The organism is Pararhizobium sp. LjRoot235 (assembly GCF_964254145.1).
Lineage (GTDB): Bacteria > Pseudomonadota > Alphaproteobacteria > Rhizobiales > Rhizobiaceae > Pararhizobium.
Map to the genome: position 1 here is coordinate 120,431 of NZ_CAXUSP020000002.1, position 22,406 is coordinate 142,836.

Sequence of the window (22,406 nt, forward strand, 5' to 3'; positions counted from 1 at the left end):
GGCATGCGTTTCGAACAATCCCTCGAACTGCTTCTCGTCCACTGCCAGGGCGAACTCGGGCATGCGCTCGTCAGCGGGGCGCCGGACATTCCCGGCGCGACGATGCTCGACAAGATGAACCACATCAACACGGTCGACGATAGCCTGCGCCGCTTCGTCACCTTCGAACCGCGCGCAAACGTCGCCATGTCGGTGAACCTGCTGGTCCCGCCAACGCATCCCGACGCAGACGCGGGCTTCATCGTCCTGCAGGCGGACCGGGCGCATCCGATGTCGGGCAGCAATTGCATCTGCGTCGTGACCGCGCTTCTCGAAAGCGGGCGTGTTCCCATGCAGGAGCCGGAAACGACGGTTCGACTGGATACGCCCGCCGGACTGATCGTCGCCCGCGCACGCTGCGAGAACGGGCGCTGCCTCGCCGTCAGTCTCGACAACGTGCCGAGCTTCGCCGAGTTTCTCGACCACGAAATCGATACCCCGCTCTGGGGGCGGATCAAGGTCGATGTGGCCTTCGGCGGTGTCTATTACGCGCTGGTGGATGTGGGGCAGACAGGACTTCGCATCGACCCGACAAACGCACGCGCACTTGCCGAAGCCGGCATCGAGCTCAAGCGCCTCTTGGCAGACCAGATCGAGGTCAGGCATCCCATATTGCCGGGCGTCGATGAGATTGCCTATGTCATGTTCCGCGATCTGGAACCGGATGGAGCGATCCGGACCTGCACGACGTTGCAGCCTGGGCGGGTCGATCGTTCTCCGTGCGGGACCGGCAGCTCCGCCAACCTGGCGACGCTCCATGCCCGTGGTCTTGTAGCAGTTGGTGACAAGTGCACGTCTCGCTCCATCATCGGGGGAGAATTCCAGGCTGAAGTGATCGGTGAGACCGATGTCGCGGGAAGACGTGCCGTTCTGCCGAGGATATCCGGCCGTGGATATGTCTACGGCCGCGCCGAGCTGCGCCTGTCGGATGACGACCCGTTCGCGCAAGGATTTGCGCTTTCCGATACCTGGGGGCCGCAGGTCGGCCTTCTGAAGTGAAGTGAACAGATGAGCCAATCGCTCGATGGACAGTCTATCCTTGTCACCGGCGCATCAGGCGGCATCGGCGCCGCCATCGTGGCGCGCCTAGCCGCCGAGGGCGCGCGCCCCATCATCCATTACGGTCGTGACCGAGATCGAGCGGAAGCCCTGCTTTCCCGCATCGGCGGACGTGGTTGGATCGTGCAGGCGGATCTTTCTGCTCCCGAAGGTGCTTTCCAGCTTTGGCAGAAGACCGTCGGTGCCGCTGGACGGGTCCACGGGCTTGTCAACAATGCAGGCATCCGCACCCAAATTTCCATAGAGGCGTCTCCGGACGACTGGAAAGCCGCCTGGCAGAAGGAGTTCCAGATCAACTTCTTCGCCGTGGCCGATCTCTGCAAGGAGGCGATCCGCCATTTCATGGCGCATGGCGGCGGCCGGATTGTCAACATGGCAAGCCGCGCCGGGCAACGCGGATATGCGGCGGACGCGATGCCCTATGGAGCGAGCAAGGCGGCACTCGTGAACCTGACGAAATCGATCGCCCGCAGCTTTGGTGGGGACGGGGTGACTGCCGTTGCGATCGCGCCCGGCTGGGTCCGCACGGATATGGCGGAAGAGTTCATCGCCACTCACGGCAAGGCTGCGGCTGTCGCCGATATCCCCATCGGGGAAATGGCGGCCCCGGAGGAGGTGGCGGAACTCGTCGCATTCGTGCTGCGTCCGTCGCAGGCATCCCTGAACGGGGCGACGGTTGACGTCAACGGTGGAAGCTACATTCGATGAACAGAGGAAAAGTGTCGTGAAGCGGTTCGAGAACAAGGTTGCCATCGTCACGGGAGCCGGCGGTGGCATAGGGTCGGCAATCGCGCGCCGGCTAGCTGCCGAAGGCGCTCTCGTGGTCGTCTCCGATGTGAATGCGGAGGCAGCGGCGCAGGTTGTCGGCGGCATCGAGGTTGAGGGTGGTGCCGCTGCGGCAATTTCGGCAGATATTTCGAAGAAGGAAGCCTGCTTCCGTTTGATCGAGGAAGCTTACGGCCTGAAGGGCCGTATCGATGTTCTCGTTAACAATGCCGGCATCAACCGGCGCGGAAATCTTTTGTCCCTTTCCGACGAGGACTGGGACATCAGTTTCACCGTGAACCTCGACGCGATGTTCCACCTCTGCCGGGCGACCATTCCCCACATGATCACTGCTGGCGGCGGCGCTATCGTGAACACGGCTTCGCAGTGGGGTCTCTATCCGGCGCCGAACCACATCGCCTACAACACCACAAAGGCCGCCGTCGCCGCCTTCACCCAGAACCTCGCCCGCGATTACGCCCCCGACAAGATCCGCGTCAATGCAGTGTGCCCCGGAGAGATCCACACGCCCATGCTGGAAGCCGGCGTCACACGATCCGGACGAACGATTGCCGATCTCGACAAGCTCGTGCCGTTCGGCCGCATCGGCAAGCCGGAGGAAGTCGCCGCCCTCGTCGCTTTCCTGGCGTCAGAGGAGGCAGCCTTCATGTGCGGATCGCTTGTCGAGATTACGGGTGCGCAGGCTGTTGCCTAGCGGCAGCTCGCGGCGCCGTCCCAAGGATTTTTAGAAGGCTCGGAATTTAGTCGAACACTACGAGCGGGGCGTCACGTCCGGAACGCGCCCCCAAGACGGTCGTTGACACACCCGGTTTGTCGTTCTGAAAGCTGCCGGTCGGCTACGAAAGCGACAATGCCGCCAGTGAGCCGTTCAGGCGGCTAGCGTCTTTCCCGCAATAATCGAGTGCTTCCCATCCCATTCACAATTCTTTCAGGGCTTCAGGTGAGTTGAGCGAGGATATCGTCGACGACACGTGGGACGGTATCCGCCGTGTCGATATTGATGCCGACGGGGAGGTATCCCCGAGTATTATGGTAGCGGAGTACCAACGCCCGCTCGGCCGGCTCGAAGCCCGGCTCATTCGGCCGCCCATCTAATCGTCGGTTCAATGTCTCAACGTCTATGTCCAGCACGAAAACCTTGTCGAATAGGTCTAGGAATTTATCGAAATTGCGCGAGCCGCCACAGAAGAAGGTGATAGGATGGGTGGTGTCGGCAGCAATAGCGCGGACCTTGTGGACAGGCCAGATCCAGTGCGCGTATCCCCAAACGATGCGGTCCGCGCCTGTGGGTGGTCCTGCGAGTGCCTGGCCTGTCTCGGGGTCGCCGAAATAGGCCAAGACCCGGTCACCATGGACGACATGGTAGCCCCGCCGCTCCAGTTCGGTAGCGACAGACGTTTTTCCAGTGCCGGAACCGCCTTCGATCAGATAGTTCTTAATTCCCATAGGCGCCGTTTATCATGGCCTTCAATCCGGTGAGAAGAGACTTTGCGTGCGGACGCTCCACCAACGAACTCACCTGATCAAGGACAGCTTTCGGTACTTTTCGGATTAGTAGCGAATGTCTAGCGGGTAAGCGCTTTCTTGTCAGCCATAGATGCAGTTGATGCATCTGCCCGAAAGCGGCCATCGCATTGATGTTTGAAGCCATGACATGTGTGCGCCGATATCGTTGGAAAAACTCGAGTCGCCATCACGGCGTGAAATTAGTCCGAGGATACTAATCTTTCACGATGCTCCTTATCGCTAACGCGGTCCCGGCGCGGTTTTGGGCTACGATTTCATCGTGAGTAAGGCTGCCGCCTTTGTCCATGAAGACCTTGATCAGGGCGTCGCGGTTGCTCGCCGAGCGGCTCTGATCAGCTTTTTCGAGCGCCGCTTGCAGCTCGTCGCCAGTCAGTTCCGTGCAATAGGCAGGGGTGCCAGGCTGTTGTCGCCATGAGGTCACAAGACCCCCGGCATCGAGAGCGTCGAAGCCCGTCGCCTCTACCAGTTGCATGACAATCGACTTCTTTTCGAGGTCATCACCCGCTACCGGAAGGGCGATGCGGCCGGGTTGCGACTTGTCTACGCCTTTTTCCGCGAGAGTCGCAGAAAGCACCGCATTCCAGGCTTTAATGATCGGTCGGTTGATCTGCTCGCTGACCCAGACCGCTTCCGGTTTGCCACCATCAACATCGGTGATCGCTCCGTCACGGAACGGATAGTAGTTGGACGTGTCTACGACAACGACGTTCTCGGGAACATTTGCGAATAAATTGGCAAGATCGCGATGAGCCGAAAACGGGATGGAAAGGATCACAATGTCCACCCCCGTCACGGCATCTTCCTTGGTCGTTGCCGTCGCACCAACTTCCGCGGCGAGATCGCGGATGGATTCTGGACCCTTTGAGTTGGCAAGCTTGACCTCGTGATCTGCGGCCGCGAGCTTGCGTGCAAGTGTCGCGCCGATGTTCCCTGCGCCGATAATCCCGATGTTCATATCATTTCCTTGCTGCGAATATGGATTCAACGCACTCCAACGGAGGCGTGACTTGTTGTGCTCCGAAGAATAGGATTAGCTACCGGGTACGGCAAGAACCGACTAAAAGGTGGGTAACCTACCCAGAGGTATGTATGGCAGTTGAACGAGACTGGCGCTGCGACGACCCGAAGCAGCGAATGGTATGGGCGGCGGCAACCCAGGATGCTCTGCGGGTCCTTGAAGGGAAGTGGAAGATCGTCATCATCTGCCAGCTCTTCGCCGCAAAGGGTCCGCTAAGATTCTCGGAACTCGAAAAGCGCGTCGAGGGCGTGAACCAGAAGATGCTGATCCAGCAACTCAAGGAGTTGGAGAAGGATGGTATCGTGACAAGAACCGTCTATCCACAGGTGCCGCCAAGGGTCGAATATGCACTGAGTGATATGGGGATCGCACTCGGTCCATCCATGGCGGAACTAATCGACTGGGCGTTCATGCGACGTGATGCGCGTGCCGCAGCGTCGCGAGATCCGGCGTAAGCGACCAGAATATTTCGGTGACTGCCCGCTGTGCATCGCCAGATCAAAAGGAAGCCGCTGCGTCGAGCCGCGCTGGCCGAGATCGTCTACCCCACCGCTTAACGAAATTCAGGTTCAGGCGACGTGATCAACGCATCCTCAAGCAACACCCTAGCTGCATAGCGGTTTGCCTCCACTATGGCAGAATCGCGCATCGATTGCGCGATCACGATCGCGCCTTGGAAGAGCGACAGGATCTGGATCACGGCTCTTTCGGGTTTGCTTAATGCCAAAGGCTCGATGAGTGACGCAACAAATTCATGTAAGCCCTTAAAATACGCGGCGATGGTTGCCTGCACGTCTGGGGAGTTAGCCTCCGGCCCGAACTCGGCCAGTCCTTTCACGAAGGGACAGCCGCGGAAGGAAGGTGCACGGAACGGTTTCTCTAACGCGTCAAAGATGGCGAGGACACGCTCCAGCGGCGACAGCCCGGCTCTTTCAGTCGAGGTTGCGAGCATCTGAAACCAGGTGTCACTTTTGTAACGCAAATAGGTAGCGATCAGGTCTGCCTTTGATGGAAAGTGCTTGTAGAACGTCATCTTGGCCACGCCGCTTTCGGCAATGATGCGGTCTATCCCAACTGAGTGGATGCTGAACCGGTAAAACAGGTCCGACGCCGTCTTTAATATACGTTCTCGCGGGGCAAGGGCGTTGAGCGGCTGCCCCTCCACATCCACGAACTCAAGCATGCCGCGCGTTTCCATCTTTCGTCACCTCAGATTCTTCGTACACTGATATACAGACTATTCTGTCAATTTAAAGATTGCAAATACATACAGGTCTGTCTATATGGATGCGACGCCCTTGGATTTCATTGAAAGGACTTAAGATGAGCAGAAAAGTCGTTGTTGTGACCGGCGCGAGCAGTGGTTTTGGGAAACTAACAGTATTGGAGCTAGCTAGGCGGGGTCATACGGTGGTTGCGACCATGCGAGACGTCGAAGGAAGAAATGCCAAGGTCCGGAGCGAGCTCATCGACGCGGCGAAAGCTGAAGGGCATGTATTGCACGTCCTTGAAATGGATGTCGCCGACGAGGCATCGGTCAATTCCGCGATCGAGCAGGTCATCAGGCAGCACGGAAAAATCGATGCCCTGATCAACAACGCGGGAACGATGGCCGTCGGGGTCACGGAAGCCTATACGGTCGCGGACGTCGAACGGCAATTTGCGGTCAATTTCTTTGGCGCCCTACGGGCCGACCGCGCCGTACTACCGCACATGCGTGCCGCCGGCAGCGGACTTCTCGTTCATGTGACATCCCTGATGGGTCGCGTGATTTTTCCGTTCTTCGGCGTCTATTCTGCGAGCAAGTTCGCGCTCGAGGCGCTTGCCGAAGCCTATCGGTACGAACTGAAGGGCTTTGGAATTGACTCCGTCATCGTCGAGCCAGGGCCATTCCCGAGCAACCTTCTTTCCTCCAGTCCGGAGCCGTCCGACGAAAGCGTGTTAGTCTCATATGGAGAGGTCGCGGCGATCCCAGGTCAAATCAAAGACAGCTCCAGCAACGCGCACGATCCGCACAATCCACCACGACCCCAGATGGTTGCCGATGCCATCGCACGGCTGGTCGAGGCCACGGAACGGCGTCCATTGCGCACGGTCGTCATGCCTGAAGGCATGGATCTCGGTGTCCAGCGGTTGAACGAGGCCGTAAGCCCAATTCAGAACGACCTGCTCACTTCGCTCGGCATGACGAGCATGATCTGACACTCTCCGGTTGGCGGGTGGTGCCACCTGCCGCCCCTTGAGGGGGCCACTCGGACCTGCATGTGAGATAAAGGCGTCGCAAGCTTCGCTGCCGCGTATGGTGTCTGAGGCCACTGCTACCGCCGCAAGGCGCTATTGCCGCCTGACGGCGGCACCAAAGCGCGCGGGATCGGCAACGCACAGCCCGCGGCCAAAGGCGAAACGAGCGGCCAAGCAATTCAATGACGGGAGCTTTTATGCATAGGCAGTTGTCTCTGTGGCACAGTGAAATACGAAGTTCGCGGCAAGCTTGGTGTGGCGATCTATTGCCACTGTTCGCGTTGTCGCAAGGCGACCGCTACCGCATTCGCGACCAATGCGCCCGTCGCGAGCAGTGACTTCGTCATCATTGAGGGCGAGTCGGCGCTGAAGGCATTCATTTCTTCGCCAGGCGTTCATCGCCTCTTCTGTTCCAACTGCGGTTCGCCGATCATCAGTCGCCGCGATGCGATGCCGGACGTCGTGCGCTTGCGGCTGGGGACGCTCGATACGCCCTTGCCGGCGCCGCCGACCGCGCATTATTTCGTGGCCTCGAAGGCCGAGTGGTACGAGATACACGACGACTTGCCACAGTTCGCGTAACGCTCGATGCATTACAGTTGCATATCGCGGGCGCGCTGCAACGAGTCGCTCCTCCTCGATACGAGCTCCCGCTCCGAGCCGTAAGCGCTAGCATGAGCACCATGGGTGAAGGTCGGCTTCGCCCAATCGAACACTGAAAGCCGTCATTCCCCTTCCTGCCCCGTGAATTCTTGAGCTCACGCATTTTCCTGAAGGCCAATGATGGCCGAAGGAGAACTCAAATGGGTATTGCACAATACGATCCTGCCGCACTGGGCCGACCGGCCTGGAACGCCGGCCGAAAAGTCGGCGTCAAGAAGCCCCTGAAGCAGCGCCAGATTTGGGCGATCCGCTTCTTCCTCGACCGGGAGGGGCGCATGAGAGATCGCGCGCTGTTTGATCTCGCGATCGACAGTAAGCTCCGAGGCTGCGATCTTGTTAAGATCAAAATCAAAACCGATCGTGTCCCTGGAGGTGGTGTAGGTCGCGGCTGAAGGCCGTGCTTTCCGACATAGGGCCGGAGGGATATCAGCGGGCCACAGCGGGCAGACTGATTTGCGGATCATCGCTCATTTGCGCCATGGTCTCAAGTGTCAGGTACCGGGCGCGTTGGACGGCCCATTCGTCATTCTGTTCGAGCAGCAATGCGCCGACGAGGCGGACGATGGCTTCGTCATTCGGAAAGATGCCAACGACCTCGGTGCGGCGCTTGATTTCGCCGTTGAGACGCTCGATTGGATTCGTCGAATGCAGCTTTGCCCGGTGCTCTTTCGGGAAGGTCATGTAGGCGAGCACATCCTCTTCGGCATTGTCCATGATGGTGGCGAGCTTTGGAACTTTCGGCCTGATCTGATCGGCGACGCTGCGCCATTGAGCGCTGGCTGCCTCCGAGGTCTCCTGGGCGAAGGCCGTTGCGATGAAGGCGGATACGACGCGCCTGCCGCTCTTTCCGGCATGTGCCAGGACGTTCCTCATGAAGTGGACCCGGCATCTTTGCCAGGTGGCATTGAGAACCTTGGTGACAGCCGCCTTGAGGCCTTCATGCGCATCGGAGACGACAAGCTTCACGCCACGCAATCCTCGGCGGGTCAGCCGGCGCAGGAACTCTGTCCAGATCGGCTCGGCTTCGGACGTGCCGACTTCCATACCAAGGACCTCACGCCGCCCGTCGCTGTTGACGCCGACGGCGATGATGACGGCGACGGAAACGATGCGCCCGCCGCGGCGGACCTTCAGATAGGTGGCATCGATCCAGATGTATGGCCAGTCACCTTCAATCGGCCTGTCGAGGAACGCCTTCACCTTGACGTCGATCTCCTCGCATAGCCGCGATACCTGGCTCTTGGAGATGCCGCTCATGCCCATGGCTTTGACCAGATCATCAACCGAGCGCGTCGAGATGCCTTGAATATAGGCTTCCTGAATGACGGCCGTCAGAGCCTTCTCCGCCATTCGACGCGGCTCTAGAAAGCTTGGGAAGTAGCTGCCCTTGCGCAACTTAGGAATGCGCAGCTCGACGGTTCCGGCCCGCGTCTCCCAGTCCCGGTCACGGTAGCCGTTGCGCTGGGCGAGCCGCATCGGGCTCTTCTCACCGAAACCAGCACCGGTCGCGCCGCCAACCTCCAGCTCCATCAACCGCTCGGCCGCAAAGCCAATCATCTCGCGTAACAAATCCGCATCGGCGCTCTTTTCAACAAGCGAACGCACGTTCATCATGTCATTGGTCATCGGTGATCTTTCCATCAGGTTGGTCTTGAACAACCCGACCCTAAATGGAAAACACTGATGGCCGCCTAAACCTCAGGACCTACACCACCTGATGGGACACGATCTCAAAACCCTCGTCACAGGTCAAGAAATTCGAACCCGTGCCATGGTCGTCCAACAAAAGACCGGTCGTCCCGTACAATTCGAGATCACAGGCGACGTCAGGGCAAGTCTGCTTGCATGGCATGAACGGAGAGGCGGTACAATTGACGACTATGCCTTTCCCAGCCGGGTCGATCACGCCGATCATCTCAGCACTCGCCAATATGCCAGATTGGTCGATGAGTGGGTCACTGCAATTGGGCTGAGGCGCGAAGACTACGGCACACACTCGCTTCGACGCACGAAGGCCGCAATGATCTACAAAGCGACGGGCAATCTTCGTGCGATCCAGATCCTGCTCGGCCATACTAAGATCGAGAACACGGTTAGGTATCTGGGCGTGGACATTGGGATGCACTGGAGTTGGCGGAGCACACCGAGATCTGAAATGGTGCGGCCCCGCACCGAGCGGGGTCGTGCTCTCAGCACAAGCAGCTATGCGCCTTCATTCCGGTCGTCCATGCCACAGTCAAAGTGCTTCTTGCGTTTGGCCACGTCTGGAATGGTGCCGCACCTGGCCATAGTTGAGCACCCCAGCGCATGGGGCTGGCGCTCCGTGGGAACATCGTCTGGTTCTTCTAAGGGCCTTACGGCTCAAATCGCCTGAAGTTACTTCCGTGCAGCCATCACCGTCGACCAAAACTGCTCCGCGAGTTCCGTCATCCTCGTCCGGGGACGGATGAGAACGATCTGGACAGCAACTGTCCATTCTTCATCCCCCGCAATGGCGAGCTTGCCGTCGCTAACCAATTCTGCGGCCGCCAGACTCTGTGGAATCCACGCGACGCCCTTTCCCTCCATCGCCAGAGCCTTCAAGACCATCGCGAGGTGGGAGGTGAATACCCGAACTAGCTTCAGGTGTCCCGCCCGAGTTGGGATGGTGGCTGCCAGTATCCGTCCCATGCCAGACTTTTCGTCGAACGCGATATGCGGGACGGGGTCTTCAAGCGTTCCAGGAAGCTTGTAGGTTGGTTCCCCGCTGTCGGAGCGCATCGCGACGGGTATTAGAAGATCGCTAGCCAATTCGACATGCTTGAAATCGGTGTCGTGCAGTCGGATCTCGCTGTCCGGATGGTGATGACAGAGCAGAAACTGAGCGCGTCCGTCCGCCATCATCTTCTCGCACTCGTTCATATTGTCGGACAGGAGGCGTATCGGCACCGTCGTGGTGGAAGAGCCCAGGCTCTGGACCCAGCCTGGAAAGAACGTAAACGATAACGCGTGGGTCGCGGCGAACGTCAGCGTCGCGCTGGCCGCTCGTGTCTGTTCAAGCTCGTGTCTCGCCCTTTCGATGCGTTGTAGTACATCGGCGGCTGCCGAAAGCACGATCTCTCCGGCAGGAGTGATCTTCAGGCGGTGCGTGGAGCGGTCGACCAACGGTGTCCCGCTCCAGTCTTCGAGCGCACGGATTCTTCGGCCAAAGGCCGGCTGTGTGATGTTTCGGAGCTCTGCAGCTCTTGAAAAGTTAAGGGTCTCGGCGAGTGCACGCAAATCGGCAAGCCAGGCGGTATCCATCTCATCTCCTCGTCGTCGGCATCAAATGAAGCCGGATCGGCATTGGACCGTCAACCGGTAGTCGGCAAAGGTTCGCGAAGGAGTGCCGTTGTTGACGTCAACGGCAAAAAGAGGAGGAAAGAAATGAAGCTCGCTCTCACTATAGCCGCGCTTGCGGTTTCCGTCACCCCTGTTTTCGGAGCCGACTATCCGGACCGAAACATCTTCATGGTAGTGCCATATGCGGCAGGGGGCCCCACCGACACGATCGCACGGCTTACCGCCGACGCGATGTCAAAGTCGCTCGGCCAGCAGATCGTGGTCGAAAACGTGGCGGGTGCAGGCGGCACCATCGGTGCTCGTCGTGTCGCCGACGCAGACCCGGACGGCTACACCATCCTGGTCCACCATATTGGGATGGCGACGGCGCCTGCTCTCTATCGCCAGCTCCCCTACAAGCCGCTCGAAGCCTTCGAGCCGATTGGTCTTGTCAGCGATGCCCCTATGACGGTCATCTCTCGTGCCGACCTGGGGCCGGAGTCCTTCGAAGACCTTCTTGCCTTTATCAAGCAGAAGGGCACCAACGTCACCTATGCTCATGCCGGACTTGGGGCTGCCTCTCATCTGTGCGGCACGCTCTTCATGTCAACGATCGGCACACAGATGACCACGGTCCCATACAAGGGCAACGGCCCCATCATGACCGATCTAATCGGCAAACAGATCGACATGACCTGCGACCAGGCGACGAACACAGTTGGCCCGATCACCCAGAACCAGGTCAAGGCTTACGCGATCACGAGCGACGAGAGAGCCGAAACGCTTCCGGATGTGAGGACCACCACGGAGGCGGGCTTGCCCACGTTCAAACTTGGCGTCTGGCACGGCGTCTATGCTCCGAAGGGCACTCCCAAGGAGATCGTAGACAAGCTCTCGTCAGCTTTGCGATCCGCCATGGAGGACGCGACGCTCAATGAACGCTTTGCACAGATTGCGACTATTCCGGCGACCAAGGAACAAGCAACTCCCGACGCCCTCCACACGAAGTTGGACAGCGAAATCAAGCGGTGGGATCCGATCATCAAGGCCGCCGGCGAGTTCGCCGACTGAGGTCGGAGTGTGGGCTCAGGATTTCCTGGGCCGACACCAGGTGTTCCAATGGATATAAAAAACCTCGCGGCGTCGCTCGTGTTGTTAGCGACCGGGTTGAGCTTCGGTCTTACGTCCTTCTTCTGGATGGATGTCGGCAGTGCGCTGAGAATGGGACCTGGCTACTTCCCCCTTGTGCTGTCTATCCTGATCACTGGCATCGGCCTGGCAGTGGGATTGAGGGCGCTGACGGTTAGCCACCCATTTCATCCCCAGCACGCTCCTGTTCGTTCGATCGTCGCAATCATTGTTGCGCCGATCCTTTTCGGTCTGACCATACGTGGGTTGGGTTTCATTCCCGCAGTATTGCTCACCGCAGTCTCCGCCGCGATGGCTGCAAAAGGCCAAAGGCCGTACATCGCAGCGGTCATCGCGTTTGCCATTACGGCCTTCTGTCTCGCCGTCTTCTACTACGGACTCGGCCTTCCCGTCCGGCTCTTCGGGCCGTGGATTGGAGTTTGACGAAATGGACTTCATCAGCAACTTGGCGCTCGGTTTGAGCGCAGCCCTGACTCCGTACAATGTTCTCTTTTGCTTTGTCGGAACCCTTCTCGGAACCCTCGTCGGCGTACTTCCTGGCATCGGTCCGACGGCTACTATTGCGATGCTCCTGCCAATCACGCTCTCGTTGTCGCCGGAGACGTCACTCATCATGCTCGCGGGAATCTACTATGGTGCCCAGTACGGAGGATCGACCACAGCGATCCTGATCAATCTCCCTGGGGAGTCGTCATCGGCGGTAACGGCGCTCGACGGTTATCAGATGGCAAGACAGGGAAAGGCGGGGCCAGCCCTCGCGGCGGCAGCGCTCAGCTCCTTTTTCGCCGGCACTATCGCAACAGTCTTCGTCGCGGCGCTAGCTCCACCCTTGACGAAGATCGCTTTGCAGTTCGGCTCTCCAGAGTACTTTGGCTTGATGCTCTTGGGTCTGGCAGCCTCCGTCGTCCTCGCCAGCGGATCCGTCCTCAAGACCATTGCAATGGTCTCCATGGGCTTGATCTTCGGTCTGGTGGGTACCGACATAAACACGGGAGCGATGCGTTTCACGCTTGGTCGGCCGGAACTTGCCGACGGGCTCAATTTCGTCGCCGTGGCGGTGGGCATTTTTGGAATCGCAGAAATTCTGCGGAACCTTGAGGTGACGGTCCAGCGAACTGCAGTCGTAAAGCGAGTGGCAGGCCTCTGGCCGAGCAAGGAGGACTTGAAGGCCATGTTTGGTCCAGCATGCCGGGGAACGGCTCTGGGCTCAGCCCTTGGCATACTTCCGGGCGGCGGCGCGATTCTGGCCTCCTTCGCGTCCTACGCCCTGGAAAAGAAGATCTCGAAGACGCCCGAACGCTTCGGGAAAGGAGCCATCGAAGGCGTGGCCGGTCCTGAGGCGGCAAACAACGCAGGCGCCCAGACGTCATTTATCCCCATGCTGACCCTCGGGGTACCCGCAAATCCGGTCATGGCTTTGATGATCGGAGCGATGATCATCCACGGTATCGTTCCGGGACCGCAGGTCGCAACGTCACAGCCCGTCTTGTTCTGGGGGCTCATTGCGTCGATGTGGATCGGCAACTTCCTTCTCGTAGTCTTGAACCTCCCGCTTATAGGCCTCTGGGTGAGGCTGCTGACCGTACCATACAGTGTGCTTTTCCCGGCCATCCTCGCGTTCGCTTCCATCGGGGTCTACAGCGTCAACTCAAACACGTTTGATCTGTACGTCATGGCGGCGTTCGGCGTCTTTGGCTACGTGCTCGCCAAGCTGGAGTTCGAACCCGCTCCTATGCTGCTGGGTTTCGTCCTCGGTCCGTTGCTGGAGGAACACCTCCGTCGCGCGATGACCATCTCCCATGGCGACCCGATGGTCTTCGTGAACAGACCAATTAGTGCGGCCCTTTTTCTGGTCGCCGTGGCGGTCCTCGCGATCGCCTTCATTCCCAATATCGCAAAACGCCGCAAGGAAGTCTTCGTAGAAGAAGACTGATCGATTGGAGACAGGCATGACCAACCAAAAAACGAACAGGATCTACAGGATCGCCTCCATCGCCGGCGACGGCATCGGCAAGGAGGTCGTACCTGAAGGGCTACGAATCTTGGAGGCCGCGTCGAAGAAGTTCGGATTCGAGTTGCAGATCGACTCCTTCGATTTCGCCTCATGCGACTATTATCTGAAGCACGGGCAGATGATGCCCAAGGACTGGAAGGCTCAGATCGGCGGCCACGACGCCATCTTTTTTGGGGCAGTGGGCTGGCCTGAAGCTGTTCCCGATCATATCTCGCTGTGGGGCTCTTTGATCCAGTTCCGTCGCGAGTTCGACCAGTACGTGAGTCTGAGGCCATGCCGGCTGATGCCGGGAGTGGCCTCTCCTTTGGCGGGTCGTGGTCCAGGTGACATTGACTTCTACGTGGTCAGGGAGAACACGGAGGGAGAATATTCTTCGATCGGCGGCAAGATATTCCCCGGCACCGACCGTGAAACCGTCGTCCAGGAGACGGTCATGACCAGGATCGGCGTCGACAGGATCCTTAAGTTCGCGTTCGAGTTGGCTGATAAGCGCCCAAGGAAAAGATTGACCTCAGCGACCAAGTCGAATGGGATTTCGATCACGATGCCCTATTGGGACGAACGCGTCGACGAGATGGCGAGATCTTACCCTCGCATCACCTGGGACAAGTACCACATCGACATCCTGTGCGCACATTTCGTGCTGAATCCCAACAAGTTCGACGTGGTCGTCGCTTCCAACCTGTTCGGTGACATCCTCTCCGACCTCGGGCCTGCCTGCACTGGAACGATCGGAATAGCACCCTCCGGCAACATCAATCCAGAGAGAGAGTTCCCATCGCTGTTCGAACCAGTACATGGTTCGGCACCTGATATAGCCGGGCAGGGCGTCGCCAACCCCATCGGCCAAATCTGGTCCGCCGCCATGATGCTGGAGCATCTAGGTGAGCAGGAAGCGGCTGACGCCATCATGGCGGGTATCGAAGGATCGCTCGCCGATTCACGGCTGCGGACGCGGGATCTCGGTGGAACTGCCAATACCGTGACATCCGGAAAGGCCGTGGCCGACTTCCTCATCTGAGCGCATTTTAGGATAACGATGGCCGGCGTGCTTCCATGCTAAAAGCGAATAAGCGCGCTGATCTTTGAGGGGCGTCGCAGCGGTTGGTGCGGCTAGGCCACCAGCGCAGAATACTGGTGTTTCCGTACTGCGACGACCGGCAGTCGCCGGTTTGTTTATATGCCCAATCGGCATCAAACAAATGACCATTGGCATTGGATCAAAGCCCGCCCGTACTTTACCACCTGCTACTGGAAAACCGATCGCAAATGATAGGCGGCAGGAGGAATAGGAGGAGCACCATGGCGCGACGCGTGCTGCTCGGTGTGGACCGCTTCATGAATGAGGCCCGCGCCGTGGTAAACCTTATCGGCAACGGCGTCGCGACAATCGCTATCGCAAAGTGGGAGGGCGCTCTCGATCGCAAGACGGTCGAAGCGGTGATTACCGGACAGCGCGGCGAGACCCCCCGACGGATCACTGCCACGACCCTCAAAGCTCAATACTGATATCAACGTCTTCTATCTAACGGAGTACATGAAATGCGTATCATCGACGTCTGCGAAGTTACGAAACCGATCGCTTCGCCTATCCGCAACGCCTATATCGACTTCTCGAAGATGACGGCCAGCCTCGTCGCCGTCGTGACGGACGTCGTGAAGGACGGCCGGCGCGTTGTCGGCTACGGTTTCAATTCGAACGGGCGTTACGGCCAAGGCGGCCTCATCCGCGAGCGCTTCAAGGATCGGATTCTTGAAGCGTCTCCGGATGGCCTGATGAACAATGCCGGCACCAATCTCGATCCGCACAAGATCTGGGCGACGATGATGCAGAACGAGAAGCCTGGCGGTCACGGCGAGCGTTCGGTGGCCGTCGGCACCATCGACATGGCCGTTTGGGACGCTGTCGCCAAGATCGAAGGCAAGCCACTCTTTCGACTCCTCGCCAAAATGAAGGGTCGTGAAGCTAACCCGAAGGTCTTCGTCTATGCGGCAGGCGGCTACTATTATCCTGGCAAGGACAACAGCGCGCTGCGCAAGGAAATGCGCGGATACCTCGACCGCGGGTACAATGTCGTCAAGATGAAGATCGGCGGCGCCTCGATCGACGAAGACCGGGGCCGGATTGAGTCGGTTCTCGAAGAGATTGGCTCCGAGGCGCGCCTCGCCGTTGACGCGAACGGCCGCTTCGACCTGGAGACGGGCATCGCCTACGCGAAGATGCTCCGCGACTATCCGCTCTTCTGGTACGAGGAGATCGGCGATCCTCTGGACTATGCGCTGCAGGCTGCCATCTCGGAGTTCTACGACGCGCCGATGGCGACCGGTGAGAACCTTTTCTCGCATCAGGATGCTCGCAACCTGCTCCGTTACGGCGGAATGCGGCCCGATCGCGACTATTTGCAGTTCGACTGCGCCCTTTCCTATGGGCTCGTAGAATACCTCCGTACTCTGGACGTCCTGCGCCAGTTCGGCTGGTCGCCGTCGCGCTGCATCCCGCACGGAGGGCACCAGATGTCGCTCAACATTGCAGCCGGGCTGGGGCTAGGGGGCAACGAGAGCTATCCGGACCTCTTCCAGCCGTACGGCGGCTTCCCGGACGGTGTGAAGGTCGAGGGCGGTCACATCGTGATGCCGGACCTTCCCGGCATCGGCTTCGAAGGCAAGTCCGACCTCATCAAGGTCATGCGGGAACTAGCGGAATAACAAGACGCGGAGCGGGGGACTGCCTCGCCCGCTCCTTCTCAGGACACCCTTCGATGATTGAAGATTTTCGACAAGCTGCACTCGACTACCACCTCTATCCCCAGCGAGAAGTATACCGCAGGATCAGCGCCGACGGCCGCATAGGCGGGCGTCATCCCGTTGCGGTTGCATGTCGGCTTTCCTATCCCGAACGCCTTTAACAGTCGGTCCGTTCACGGCCCCAACTGTCAGTCAGTAACGCGCCCTCATGTCGGCCGTTTAGGTCGTCTGCGCCATTTCCCTAAAGCGGTCATTCAAGCCGGGAGGCAAAGCCGCATAGCCCTGCAACAAAGTAGCTGCGCCCGCACATGGCCACTGACGACGAGAATCCACGCGGTCGTCGACGCCGACGGCAGGCCGATCAGCCTTGAACTGACGGCAGGACAAGCCCACGACAATCGGATGGCAGAACCGATGCTGCAGGACATGCGCGAAGGCGCGATCCTCCTTGCTGATCGCGCCTACGACACCAATGCCTTGCGCGATCTGGCCCAAGAAAAACGGGCCTGGGCCAACATTCCGGCAAAACGCAATCGCAAGGCCAGCTTTCCCTTCAGCGCATGGGTCTAGCGCCCACGCAACCTGATCGAACGCTTCTTCAACAAACTCAAACAGTTCCGCGGCATCGCAACCAGATACGACAACGATCCGCGCAACTTTCTCGCCGCAATCAAGTTGGCCGCAACACGCATCTGGATCAGATCGTTATGAGTCCACGCCCTAGGGCGTCGACTCATAAACTCTGACACCAGATCCTTGTCGCGACGATTTTGACGGCGGCAAGGTAGTTTTCTGGGCGCTTGTCGTAACGTGTGGCGATGCCTCGAAACTGTTTGATCTTGTTGAAGAATCTTTCCACGAGATTCCGTTGCCTGTAAACCCAGCGCGAGAATGAGAAGGAGCCCTTGCGGTTTGCTTTCGGCGGGATGTTGGCCCAGGCTTTGCGCGCAGCCGCTTTGGCTCTGATGGCGTTACTATCATAACCCTTATCTGCAAGCAGGATGTCACCTTCGCGGAGGCCTTCCGTCAGCGCATCGGCTTCAGTGCAATCGGCAATTTGCCCGCCGGTCAGGCGGAGCGTTACTGGCCGACCTTCGGCATCGACGAGCGCGTGGATTTTACTCGTAAGCCCGCCGCGGGAACGTCCCATGCCACCATCGTCTCGATCCCCCTTTTTCCCGTGGCCGCGTGCTGGTGAACGCGGACACAGGTCGAGTCGATCATGACGATGTCGCCATCATAAGCTTCTGAAACAGCTTCAAGAAGCCGATCCCAGACACCGGCCTTTCGCCAGCGGACGAAGCGGTTATAGCAGGTGGTTGGTGGACCGTAACGTTCAGGGACTTCCGCCCACGGCGAGCCTGTTCGGAACCGCCAAAGGATGCCATTCAGGACCCGCCGGTCGTCAACACGAGGAACGCCGCGCGGCTTGTTGGGAAGCAGTGGCGAAATAATCGACCATTCATGGTCCGTGAGTTCGTAGCGGCGGCGTGTCATCAAAGCTCCTCATTTGGAAGCCTTGAATCACGCGGCGCGCGCAACGCCAAGTAAATTAATGGGTTTACGGCCTAGCATTACAGTTGCATATTTATCTATAGTCTGAATCTATGGGTCTCCATGATTCGGAGGTCATGGATGACAGGTGCATCAATCGAGACTACGCTTGAACTTTGGGCATCGTCGCTGCGTGACGTGAAGTCTCGTATGCGGAAGCTGTTTACGCAGGAGCGGGTTGCAGCATCTGCGAACCTTTTCCTGGACGGCTTGCTGGGTGACGAGCGGCGTAAGACAGGTTGGATGCGCGCTGAGGCGGCCGGTGATCCCGGCCCGTGGCGGCAGCAAGCCATTCTGGGTCGCGGGCGTTGGGACGCGGACGGACTTCGCGACATCGTGCGAGAGTATGTTGTAGAAAACCTCGCCACCGATGATGCGGTCCTGGTCATCGATGAGACGGGCTTCCTCAAGCAGGGCAAGACATCGTGCGGCGCGTTGCACGTCAATATACAGGTTCTGCAGGCAAGATAACGAACTGCCAAATCGGTGTGTTCGCCGCCTATGTGTCCGTTCGCGGTCATGCCTTTATCGATCGAGCCCTGTACTTGCCCAAGGGCTGGACCGGCGATCCGGCAAGGCTGGCAGCAACTCATGTTCCTGAGGCTACAGCCTTCGCTACCAAGCCAGGCCTGGCTGTCGATATGATACGGCGTGCGCTGGCAGCCGATGTGCCGTTTTCATGGGTGGCCGCAGATGCGGTGTATGGCGTCGGGGACGTCGAAGGAACCCTGCGTCGAGCCTGCAAAGGCTACGTTCTTGGGGTTAAATCGGACCACCATTTCGGCTCCTGGTCAGGTAAGCCTCCGGTCGCCGGCACAGCTCAGGAGATCGCCCGTGATCTCGATCCAAAAGCATGGCAGCGTCTTTCCGCCGGTGAGGGCACCAAAGGCGCGCGGCTTCATGACTGGGCCTACTGCGAACTCGCCGACCTCGATGCCGACGAATATAACGAGACGAAATCGGGGCTTTGGACCCGTGGCCTCCTGATCAGGCGCAATATCAGCGACGGCGAACTTGCATTCTTCACCACATGGTGCCCGGCCGGGACGGGAATCCAGACGCTCGTTTCCGTCGAAGGCCATCGCTGGGCGATCGAAGACAGCTTCGAGGCCGCAAAGAACGAGCTCGGGCTCGATCACAACGAAACCCGGTCATGGCATGGCTGGCATCGCCACGTATCCCTCGTCATGCTCGCCTTCGCCATGATGGCGGTGATCCGGTACTGCGCCAATGACGTGACGCCCCAAAAAAGACCGCGGATGCCGACCATCAGGATTTGATCCGCTGGTCTATCCAGGAAGTCCGCCGCATCGCCATCAGACTCGCCCAGCGTCGCATAAACCCCGCCTACGTCATCGCATGGTCATGCTGGAGACGCGCCCATCAGGCGGCCGCTCGACGAGCTCACCTGAAAACTAAATTGCAACTGTAATGCTAGATCGCAAAGTAAGGATCGACTACGCCTTCGAACCCGTTGGGATAAAGCGCTGATTTTCCCTCTATGCCGTCGTCAGAAAGGGCAGTCGCCGCCGAGGTGATGAGCAGGCCCTGTGCCTGTTGGCCGACGAAAGCGGGGCAGCTCGGCTGTGCGAAAGGGACCTTGAGAGTTAGAAATATTTAGCCGGCGGGTGCTATGCAGTCGAGCTCCCCCGTCCCCCAGCGGGCGTTCCATAGATATCCGTTCTTGTCCATGACGGAGCCATCGATACCTCCGGGACGGGACCGGCCGTCATGAAAGACCGTGCGTTCACCTTTGACGTCGAATAGCGACCACCACACTCATAGCGACCTCCGACCGCATCGAGAGCTTGTCAGCGTCCGTCATCCACCATCGAAGAGAGTTGACGCATCTTAAAGCCGATGTTATCAAGTGAGTAATCGATAACCCAAAGCGCTCCATGACCGTTTCTCTGAACGACATAGCCGAACGTGCCGGCGTCTCCGTCAAGACGGTGTCGGGTGCGCTGCATGGCGGCTCGGCCCGGATGTCCGACGACACACGGCTGCGCATCAAGGAAATCGCCGAGGAGCTCGGATACGTTACCAACTTCGCCGCCCGAAGCATGCGGCAGGGCTGGATGCCGCTCATCGGCGTTATCGCCGACGAACTGGTGACATCTCCGTTCGCCACCGGGATCATCGGTGGTCTGGACAGTGGCGCACGCGCTTCCGACATGGCCGTTTTCGCAATGACGCTCAGCGGGCGCCGGAACGTCGCCTCGGTGCTGGAGGAGATGCACCGGTTCCGCCCGCGGGCGGTGGCCTACGCTGCGATGTATCATAAGCGGGTGGAGTTGCCTGCGGAGTTTGCCGAGACCGTCGGCGTGATGATCAATTGCCGCGAGGCGAACGATCGCGTGACCTCGCTGGTGCCGGATGAGACCGGTGCCGCCCTGGAGATGACGAACTATCTGCTGAACGCCGGCCGGAGAAATATTGCCTACATCAACCTGCCGGGACTTCTTGCAAGCGAACTCCGCGAGATCGGTTTCAGGCAAGCGCTCGATCAGGCTGGCTTCAACGGAACCGAGGCGACCGTTCTGCCCGCAGTCAACCGAGCGATCTACAGCGATCGCGCGCAGAGCCTCGTCCATTCGCACGTTCAGCGGCTGATGCGCTTTCCCCAGCGTCCCGACGCCATCCTGTGCGGCAACGATCGCGTTGCCATGGAGGTTTATGCCGCCTTGCGTCGTTGCGGCGCGGCGATCCCCGATGATGTCGCTGTTGCCAGTTTCGACAATCAGGTCGAGATCGCCTCGCGTCTCGACCCACCGCTGACGACCATGGCGCTTCCGCATCGCGCCATGGGTCGAAAGGCTGCACAGATTCTGCTTGCCGAAGACCGGGCTCCGGTCGAAGTGAAGAAACTCCCGTTCCGGCTGGTGGAGCGGTCATCCGTTTAGTAGCAGGGCATGCCCATTTCAAATGAGGAGGAATCTATGGGTAATCGTTTACTTTCATCTCTGATCCTGACGGCGGCGATGTCCGCCACGGCGCAGGCGGCCGACACGAAGGTCATTCACGTCATGCATCAGGGCGATCCCGCCGGCGTCGCGGCGATCGGCGCCGTTGCGAAAGCCTTCGAAGCCGAACATCCCGGCGTCGATGTCGAAACGATTTACGCGCCGCACGACGCATACAACGAGAAGTTCAGCGCCGCCGTCATGGCAAACCAACTGCCCGACGTGATGGAACTCGATGCGCCGTTCCTCGCGAACTATGTCTGGTCGGGTTATCTCCAGCCGATCAAGCCGCTCATCGACAAGGATGTCCTCGATGACATGACGAACTCCAATATCGTCCAGGGCACCTATCCTGTCGACAAGGACCTTTATGCGATCGGGCTCACCGACTCCACGGTCGTCCTTTACGGCAACAGGAAATATCTCGAGGCAATCGGGGCGCGGATTCCCACATCCGTCGACGATGCCTGGACGCGCGAGGAATTCGAGGGCTATCTGGAAAAACTTTCGAAGCTCGACGGCGTGAAGTGGCCGATCGACACCTTCCGTGGCTACGGCATCAAGACCGAATGGATCACCTATGCCTACGGGCCGATCCTGCAATCGTCGGGTTGCGATCTGATCGACCGGACAACATGGAAGTCGGCAGGCACGCTTGACGCCGACGCTTGCGTCGAGGCCCTGACGATGATGCAGACATGGGTGAAGAACGGCTGGGTCGTGCCGCAATCGGCGGGGACCAACCAGTTCTACGCCGAGAACAATCCGGCGGCGCTGGCCCTCGGCGGACACTGGTTCTACGCCGAGGCGGCCGCAGCGATGAAGGACGACATCATCGTGATGCCGCTTCCCAAGTTCGGCGCCAAGGGTGCAAGCCCGAATGGCACGTGGATCTGGGCGGTGACCAAGACCTCCGACCATCCGGACGTCGCCGGCAAGTTCGTCAGCTTCATGCTGAAGGACAAGGAGTACCGCAAGTTCATCGCCAGCAAGTCCGGCTACCCGGGCTTGAAGAGCTTCGCCGCCGAATCGCCGCTCTACGCCGCCGGCGGAGCGATGGCGATCGCTTATGAACAGGCGTCGAAGACGGCGATCGCGCGACCGCCGTACCCGGCCTATCCAACCATCACGTCGGCCTTCATGCAGGCCGTCGACGAGGCCTTCAACGGTGGCGATCCCAAGGCGGCGCTTACGGCCGCAGCCGAGAAGATCGACGAGGACATCGAGGATAACGACGGATATCCGCCCTTCGGTGATCAGCAGTAAAGCATCATTGACTCCAGACGATCGATTTCTTGCGATGCGGGCCCGGGTCCGCATCGCAACGGCCGGCGATTGGCCCCAGCCT

The 22,406-nt window shown here is 59.3% G+C and carries 21 protein-coding genes and 4 pseudogenes; 18 read left to right on the top strand and 7 right to left on the bottom strand.

What is annotated here, in order from left to right; genetic code table 11:
- Window positions 1–3: 3 nt before the first annotated feature.
- The 3 genes from ACSQ2Z_RS21190 to ACSQ2Z_RS21200 are packed head-to-tail and all read left to right on the top strand — an operon-like array spanning window position 4 to window position 2,578.
- Window positions 4–1,038, top strand: a complete 1,035-nt coding sequence (locus ACSQ2Z_RS21190) for a proline racemase family protein (RefSeq protein WP_436083249.1) — start codon at window positions 4–6, stop codon at window positions 1,036–1,038.
- A 9-nt stretch (window positions 1,039–1,047) separates the two neighbouring features.
- Window positions 1,048–1,806, top strand: coding sequence for an SDR family NAD(P)-dependent oxidoreductase (locus ACSQ2Z_RS21195; RefSeq protein ID WP_436083250.1), 759 nt, complete (start codon window positions 1,048–1,050; stop codon window positions 1,804–1,806).
- A gap of 16 nt (window positions 1,807–1,822) precedes the next feature.
- On the top strand, window positions 1,823–2,578 hold the full coding sequence (locus ACSQ2Z_RS21200) for an SDR family NAD(P)-dependent oxidoreductase (protein ID WP_436083251.1): 756 nt from the start codon (window positions 1,823–1,825) through the stop codon (window positions 2,576–2,578).
- A gap of 242 nt (window positions 2,579–2,820) precedes the next feature.
- Here the strand turns inward: ACSQ2Z_RS21200 and ACSQ2Z_RS21205 are convergent, their stop codons facing one another.
- Complete coding sequence (locus ACSQ2Z_RS21205; protein ID WP_436083252.1) at window positions 2,821–3,330, bottom strand: nucleoside kinase; 510 nt, start codon at window positions 3,328–3,330, stop codon at window positions 2,821–2,823.
- Window positions 3,331–3,604: 274 nt separating this feature from the next.
- Window positions 3,605–4,396 carry an NADPH-dependent F420 reductase gene (locus ACSQ2Z_RS21210; protein ID WP_436083253.1) on the bottom strand — a complete coding sequence of 264 codons (792 nt, stop codon included), beginning with the start codon at window positions 4,394–4,396 and terminating at the stop codon, window positions 3,605–3,607.
- Window positions 4,397–4,500: 104 nt separating this feature from the next.
- On the opposite strand from ACSQ2Z_RS21210, the gene ACSQ2Z_RS21215 reads away from it, so the two are divergent.
- Window positions 4,501–4,884: a winged helix-turn-helix transcriptional regulator gene (locus tag ACSQ2Z_RS21215; protein ID WP_436083254.1), complete on the top strand. Its 384-nt coding sequence runs from the start codon at window positions 4,501–4,503 to the stop codon at window positions 4,882–4,884.
- 98 nt (window positions 4,885–4,982) lie between these two features.
- Here ACSQ2Z_RS21215 and ACSQ2Z_RS21220 read toward each other — a convergent pair whose 3' ends face one another.
- Window positions 4,983–5,627: a TetR/AcrR family transcriptional regulator gene (locus tag ACSQ2Z_RS21220; protein ID WP_436083255.1), complete on the bottom strand. Its 645-nt coding sequence runs from the start codon at window positions 5,625–5,627 to the stop codon at window positions 4,983–4,985.
- 125 nt (window positions 5,628–5,752) lie between these two features.
- Here ACSQ2Z_RS21220 and ACSQ2Z_RS21225 point away from each other — a divergent pair, with 125 nt between their 5' ends.
- From ACSQ2Z_RS21225 to ACSQ2Z_RS21235, 3 genes and pseudogenes are all read left to right on the top strand, one after another.
- Entirely contained in the window at window positions 5,753–6,631 is an 879-nt protein-coding gene (locus ACSQ2Z_RS21225; protein WP_436083256.1) for an SDR family oxidoreductase, read from the top strand.
- A gap of 264 nt (window positions 6,632–6,895) precedes the next feature.
- Window positions 6,896–7,252: a GFA family protein gene (locus ACSQ2Z_RS21230; protein WP_436083257.1), complete on the top strand. Its 357-nt coding sequence runs from the start codon at window positions 6,896–6,898 to the stop codon at window positions 7,250–7,252.
- A 221-nt stretch (window positions 7,253–7,473) separates the two neighbouring features.
- Window positions 7,474–7,689 (top strand): annotated as a pseudogene (locus tag ACSQ2Z_RS21235) (integrase); the annotation flags it as partial.
- Between the two features lie 70 nt (window positions 7,690–7,759).
- Here ACSQ2Z_RS21235 and ACSQ2Z_RS21240 read toward each other — a convergent pair.
- On the bottom strand, window positions 7,760–8,959 hold the full coding sequence (locus ACSQ2Z_RS21240; protein ID WP_436080955.1) for an IS256 family transposase: 1,200 nt from the start codon (window positions 8,957–8,959) through the stop codon (window positions 7,760–7,762).
- A 91-nt stretch (window positions 8,960–9,050) separates the two neighbouring features.
- Here ACSQ2Z_RS21240 and ACSQ2Z_RS21245 point away from each other — a divergent pair.
- A pseudogene (locus ACSQ2Z_RS21245) lies at window positions 9,051–9,487 on the top strand (tyrosine-type recombinase/integrase).
- Between the two features lie 222 nt (window positions 9,488–9,709).
- On the opposite strand, the gene ACSQ2Z_RS21250 reads toward ACSQ2Z_RS21245, so the two are convergent.
- Complete coding sequence (locus ACSQ2Z_RS21250; RefSeq protein ID WP_436083258.1) at window positions 9,710–10,615, bottom strand: LysR family transcriptional regulator; 906 nt, start codon at window positions 10,613–10,615, stop codon at window positions 9,710–9,712.
- A gap of 123 nt (window positions 10,616–10,738) precedes the next feature.
- On the opposite strand from ACSQ2Z_RS21250, the gene ACSQ2Z_RS21255 reads away from it, so the two are divergent.
- The 7 genes and pseudogenes from ACSQ2Z_RS21255 to ACSQ2Z_RS21285 all read left to right on the top strand — a co-directional run bounded on the left by ACSQ2Z_RS21255 (window position 10,739) and on the right by ACSQ2Z_RS21285 (window position 17,252).
- A complete protein-coding gene (locus tag ACSQ2Z_RS21255; RefSeq protein WP_436083259.1) occupies window positions 10,739–11,704 on the top strand; it encodes a tripartite tricarboxylate transporter substrate-binding protein in 966 nt (321 codons plus the stop codon).
- A 48-nt stretch (window positions 11,705–11,752) separates the two neighbouring features.
- Entirely contained in the window at window positions 11,753–12,205 is a 453-nt protein-coding gene (locus tag ACSQ2Z_RS21260) for a tripartite tricarboxylate transporter TctB family protein (protein WP_436083260.1), read from the top strand.
- Between the two features lie 4 nt (window positions 12,206–12,209).
- Entirely contained in the window at window positions 12,210–13,715 is a 1,506-nt protein-coding gene (locus ACSQ2Z_RS21265) for a tripartite tricarboxylate transporter permease (protein WP_436083261.1), read from the top strand.
- 16 nt (window positions 13,716–13,731) lie between these two features.
- Entirely contained in the window at window positions 13,732–14,817 is a 1,086-nt protein-coding gene (locus tag ACSQ2Z_RS21270) for a tartrate dehydrogenase (protein ID WP_436083262.1), read from the top strand.
- 281 nt (window positions 14,818–15,098) lie between these two features.
- Window positions 15,099–15,305, top strand: coding sequence for a hypothetical protein (locus ACSQ2Z_RS21275; RefSeq protein ID WP_425327156.1), 207 nt, complete (start codon window positions 15,099–15,101; stop codon window positions 15,303–15,305).
- 33 nt (window positions 15,306–15,338) lie between these two features.
- Window positions 15,339–16,502 (top strand): mandelate racemase/muconate lactonizing enzyme family protein, encoded by a 1,164-nt coding sequence (locus ACSQ2Z_RS21280; RefSeq protein ID WP_436083263.1) that lies wholly within the window; start codon window positions 15,339–15,341, stop codon window positions 16,500–16,502.
- 315 nt (window positions 16,503–16,817) lie between these two features.
- Window positions 16,818–17,252: pseudogene (locus ACSQ2Z_RS21285) on the top strand (IS5 family transposase).
- Window positions 17,253–17,274: 22 nt separating this feature from the next.
- Here the strand turns inward: ACSQ2Z_RS21285 and ACSQ2Z_RS21290 are convergent.
- Window positions 17,275–18,038, bottom strand: a protein-coding gene (locus ACSQ2Z_RS21290; protein ID WP_436083264.1) for an IS5 family transposase whose coding sequence is annotated in 2 segments (ribosomal slippage) — window positions 17,275–17,723 and window positions 17,723–18,038 — 765 coding nt in all. Because the reading frame shifts where the segments join, the coding sequence is not laid out codon by codon here.
- 120 nt (window positions 18,039–18,158) lie between these two features.
- Here ACSQ2Z_RS21290 and ACSQ2Z_RS21295 point away from each other — a divergent pair.
- A pseudogene (locus ACSQ2Z_RS21295) lies at window positions 18,159–19,375 on the top strand (IS701 family transposase).
- 337 nt (window positions 19,376–19,712) lie between these two features.
- On the opposite strand, the gene ACSQ2Z_RS21300 reads toward ACSQ2Z_RS21295, so the two are convergent.
- Window positions 19,713–19,874, bottom strand: a complete 162-nt coding sequence (locus tag ACSQ2Z_RS21300) for an SMP-30/gluconolactonase/LRE family protein (RefSeq protein WP_436083265.1) — start codon at window positions 19,872–19,874, stop codon at window positions 19,713–19,715.
- A 119-nt stretch (window positions 19,875–19,993) separates the two neighbouring features.
- Between ACSQ2Z_RS21300 and ACSQ2Z_RS21305 the strand changes: the two genes are divergently transcribed.
- Both ACSQ2Z_RS21305 and ACSQ2Z_RS21310 read left to right on the top strand, forming a co-directional pair.
- Window positions 19,994–20,998, top strand: coding sequence for a LacI family DNA-binding transcriptional regulator (locus ACSQ2Z_RS21305; protein WP_436083266.1), 1,005 nt, complete (start codon window positions 19,994–19,996; stop codon window positions 20,996–20,998).
- A gap of 36 nt (window positions 20,999–21,034) precedes the next feature.
- On the top strand, window positions 21,035–22,324 hold the full coding sequence (locus ACSQ2Z_RS21310) for an ABC transporter substrate-binding protein (RefSeq protein ID WP_436083267.1): 1,290 nt from the start codon (window positions 21,035–21,037) through the stop codon (window positions 22,322–22,324).
- Window positions 22,325–22,406: the final 82 nt, after the last annotated feature.

Coding starts and splice junctions, on each gene's coding strand:
- ACSQ2Z_RS21190 (WP_436083249.1), top strand. CDS start 4: ATGCGTTTCGAACAATCCCTCGAACTGCTTCTCGTCCACTGCCAGGGC.
- ACSQ2Z_RS21195 (WP_436083250.1), top strand. CDS start 1,048: ATGAGCCAATCGCTCGATGGACAGTCTATCCTTGTCACCGGCGCATCA.
- ACSQ2Z_RS21205 (WP_436083252.1), bottom strand. CDS start 3,330: ATGGGAATTAAGAACTATCTGATCGAAGGCGGTTCCGGCACTGGAAAA.
- ACSQ2Z_RS21215 (WP_436083254.1), top strand. CDS start 4,501: ATGGCAGTTGAACGAGACTGGCGCTGCGACGACCCGAAGCAGCGAATG.
- ACSQ2Z_RS21220 (WP_436083255.1), bottom strand. CDS start 5,627: ATGGAAACGCGCGGCATGCTTGAGTTCGTGGATGTGGAGGGGCAGCCG.
- ACSQ2Z_RS21225 (WP_436083256.1), top strand. CDS start 5,753: ATGAGCAGAAAAGTCGTTGTTGTGACCGGCGCGAGCAGTGGTTTTGGG.
- ACSQ2Z_RS21240 (WP_436080955.1), bottom strand. CDS start 8,959: ATGACCAATGACATGATGAACGTGCGTTCGCTTGTTGAAAAGAGCGCC.
- ACSQ2Z_RS21250 (WP_436083258.1), bottom strand. CDS start 10,615: ATGGATACCGCCTGGCTTGCCGATTTGCGTGCACTCGCCGAGACCCTT.
- ACSQ2Z_RS21255 (WP_436083259.1), top strand. CDS start 10,739: ATGAAGCTCGCTCTCACTATAGCCGCGCTTGCGGTTTCCGTCACCCCT.
- ACSQ2Z_RS21260 (WP_436083260.1), top strand. CDS start 11,753: ATGGATATAAAAAACCTCGCGGCGTCGCTCGTGTTGTTAGCGACCGGG.
- ACSQ2Z_RS21265 (WP_436083261.1), top strand. CDS start 12,210: ATGGACTTCATCAGCAACTTGGCGCTCGGTTTGAGCGCAGCCCTGACT.
- ACSQ2Z_RS21270 (WP_436083262.1), top strand. CDS start 13,732: ATGACCAACCAAAAAACGAACAGGATCTACAGGATCGCCTCCATCGCC.
- ACSQ2Z_RS21275 (WP_425327156.1), top strand. CDS start 15,099: ATGGCGCGACGCGTGCTGCTCGGTGTGGACCGCTTCATGAATGAGGCC.
- ACSQ2Z_RS21280 (WP_436083263.1), top strand. CDS start 15,339: ATGCGTATCATCGACGTCTGCGAAGTTACGAAACCGATCGCTTCGCCT.
- ACSQ2Z_RS21305 (WP_436083266.1), top strand. CDS start 19,994: ATGACCGTTTCTCTGAACGACATAGCCGAACGTGCCGGCGTCTCCGTC.
- ACSQ2Z_RS21310 (WP_436083267.1), top strand. CDS start 21,035: ATGGGTAATCGTTTACTTTCATCTCTGATCCTGACGGCGGCGATGTCC.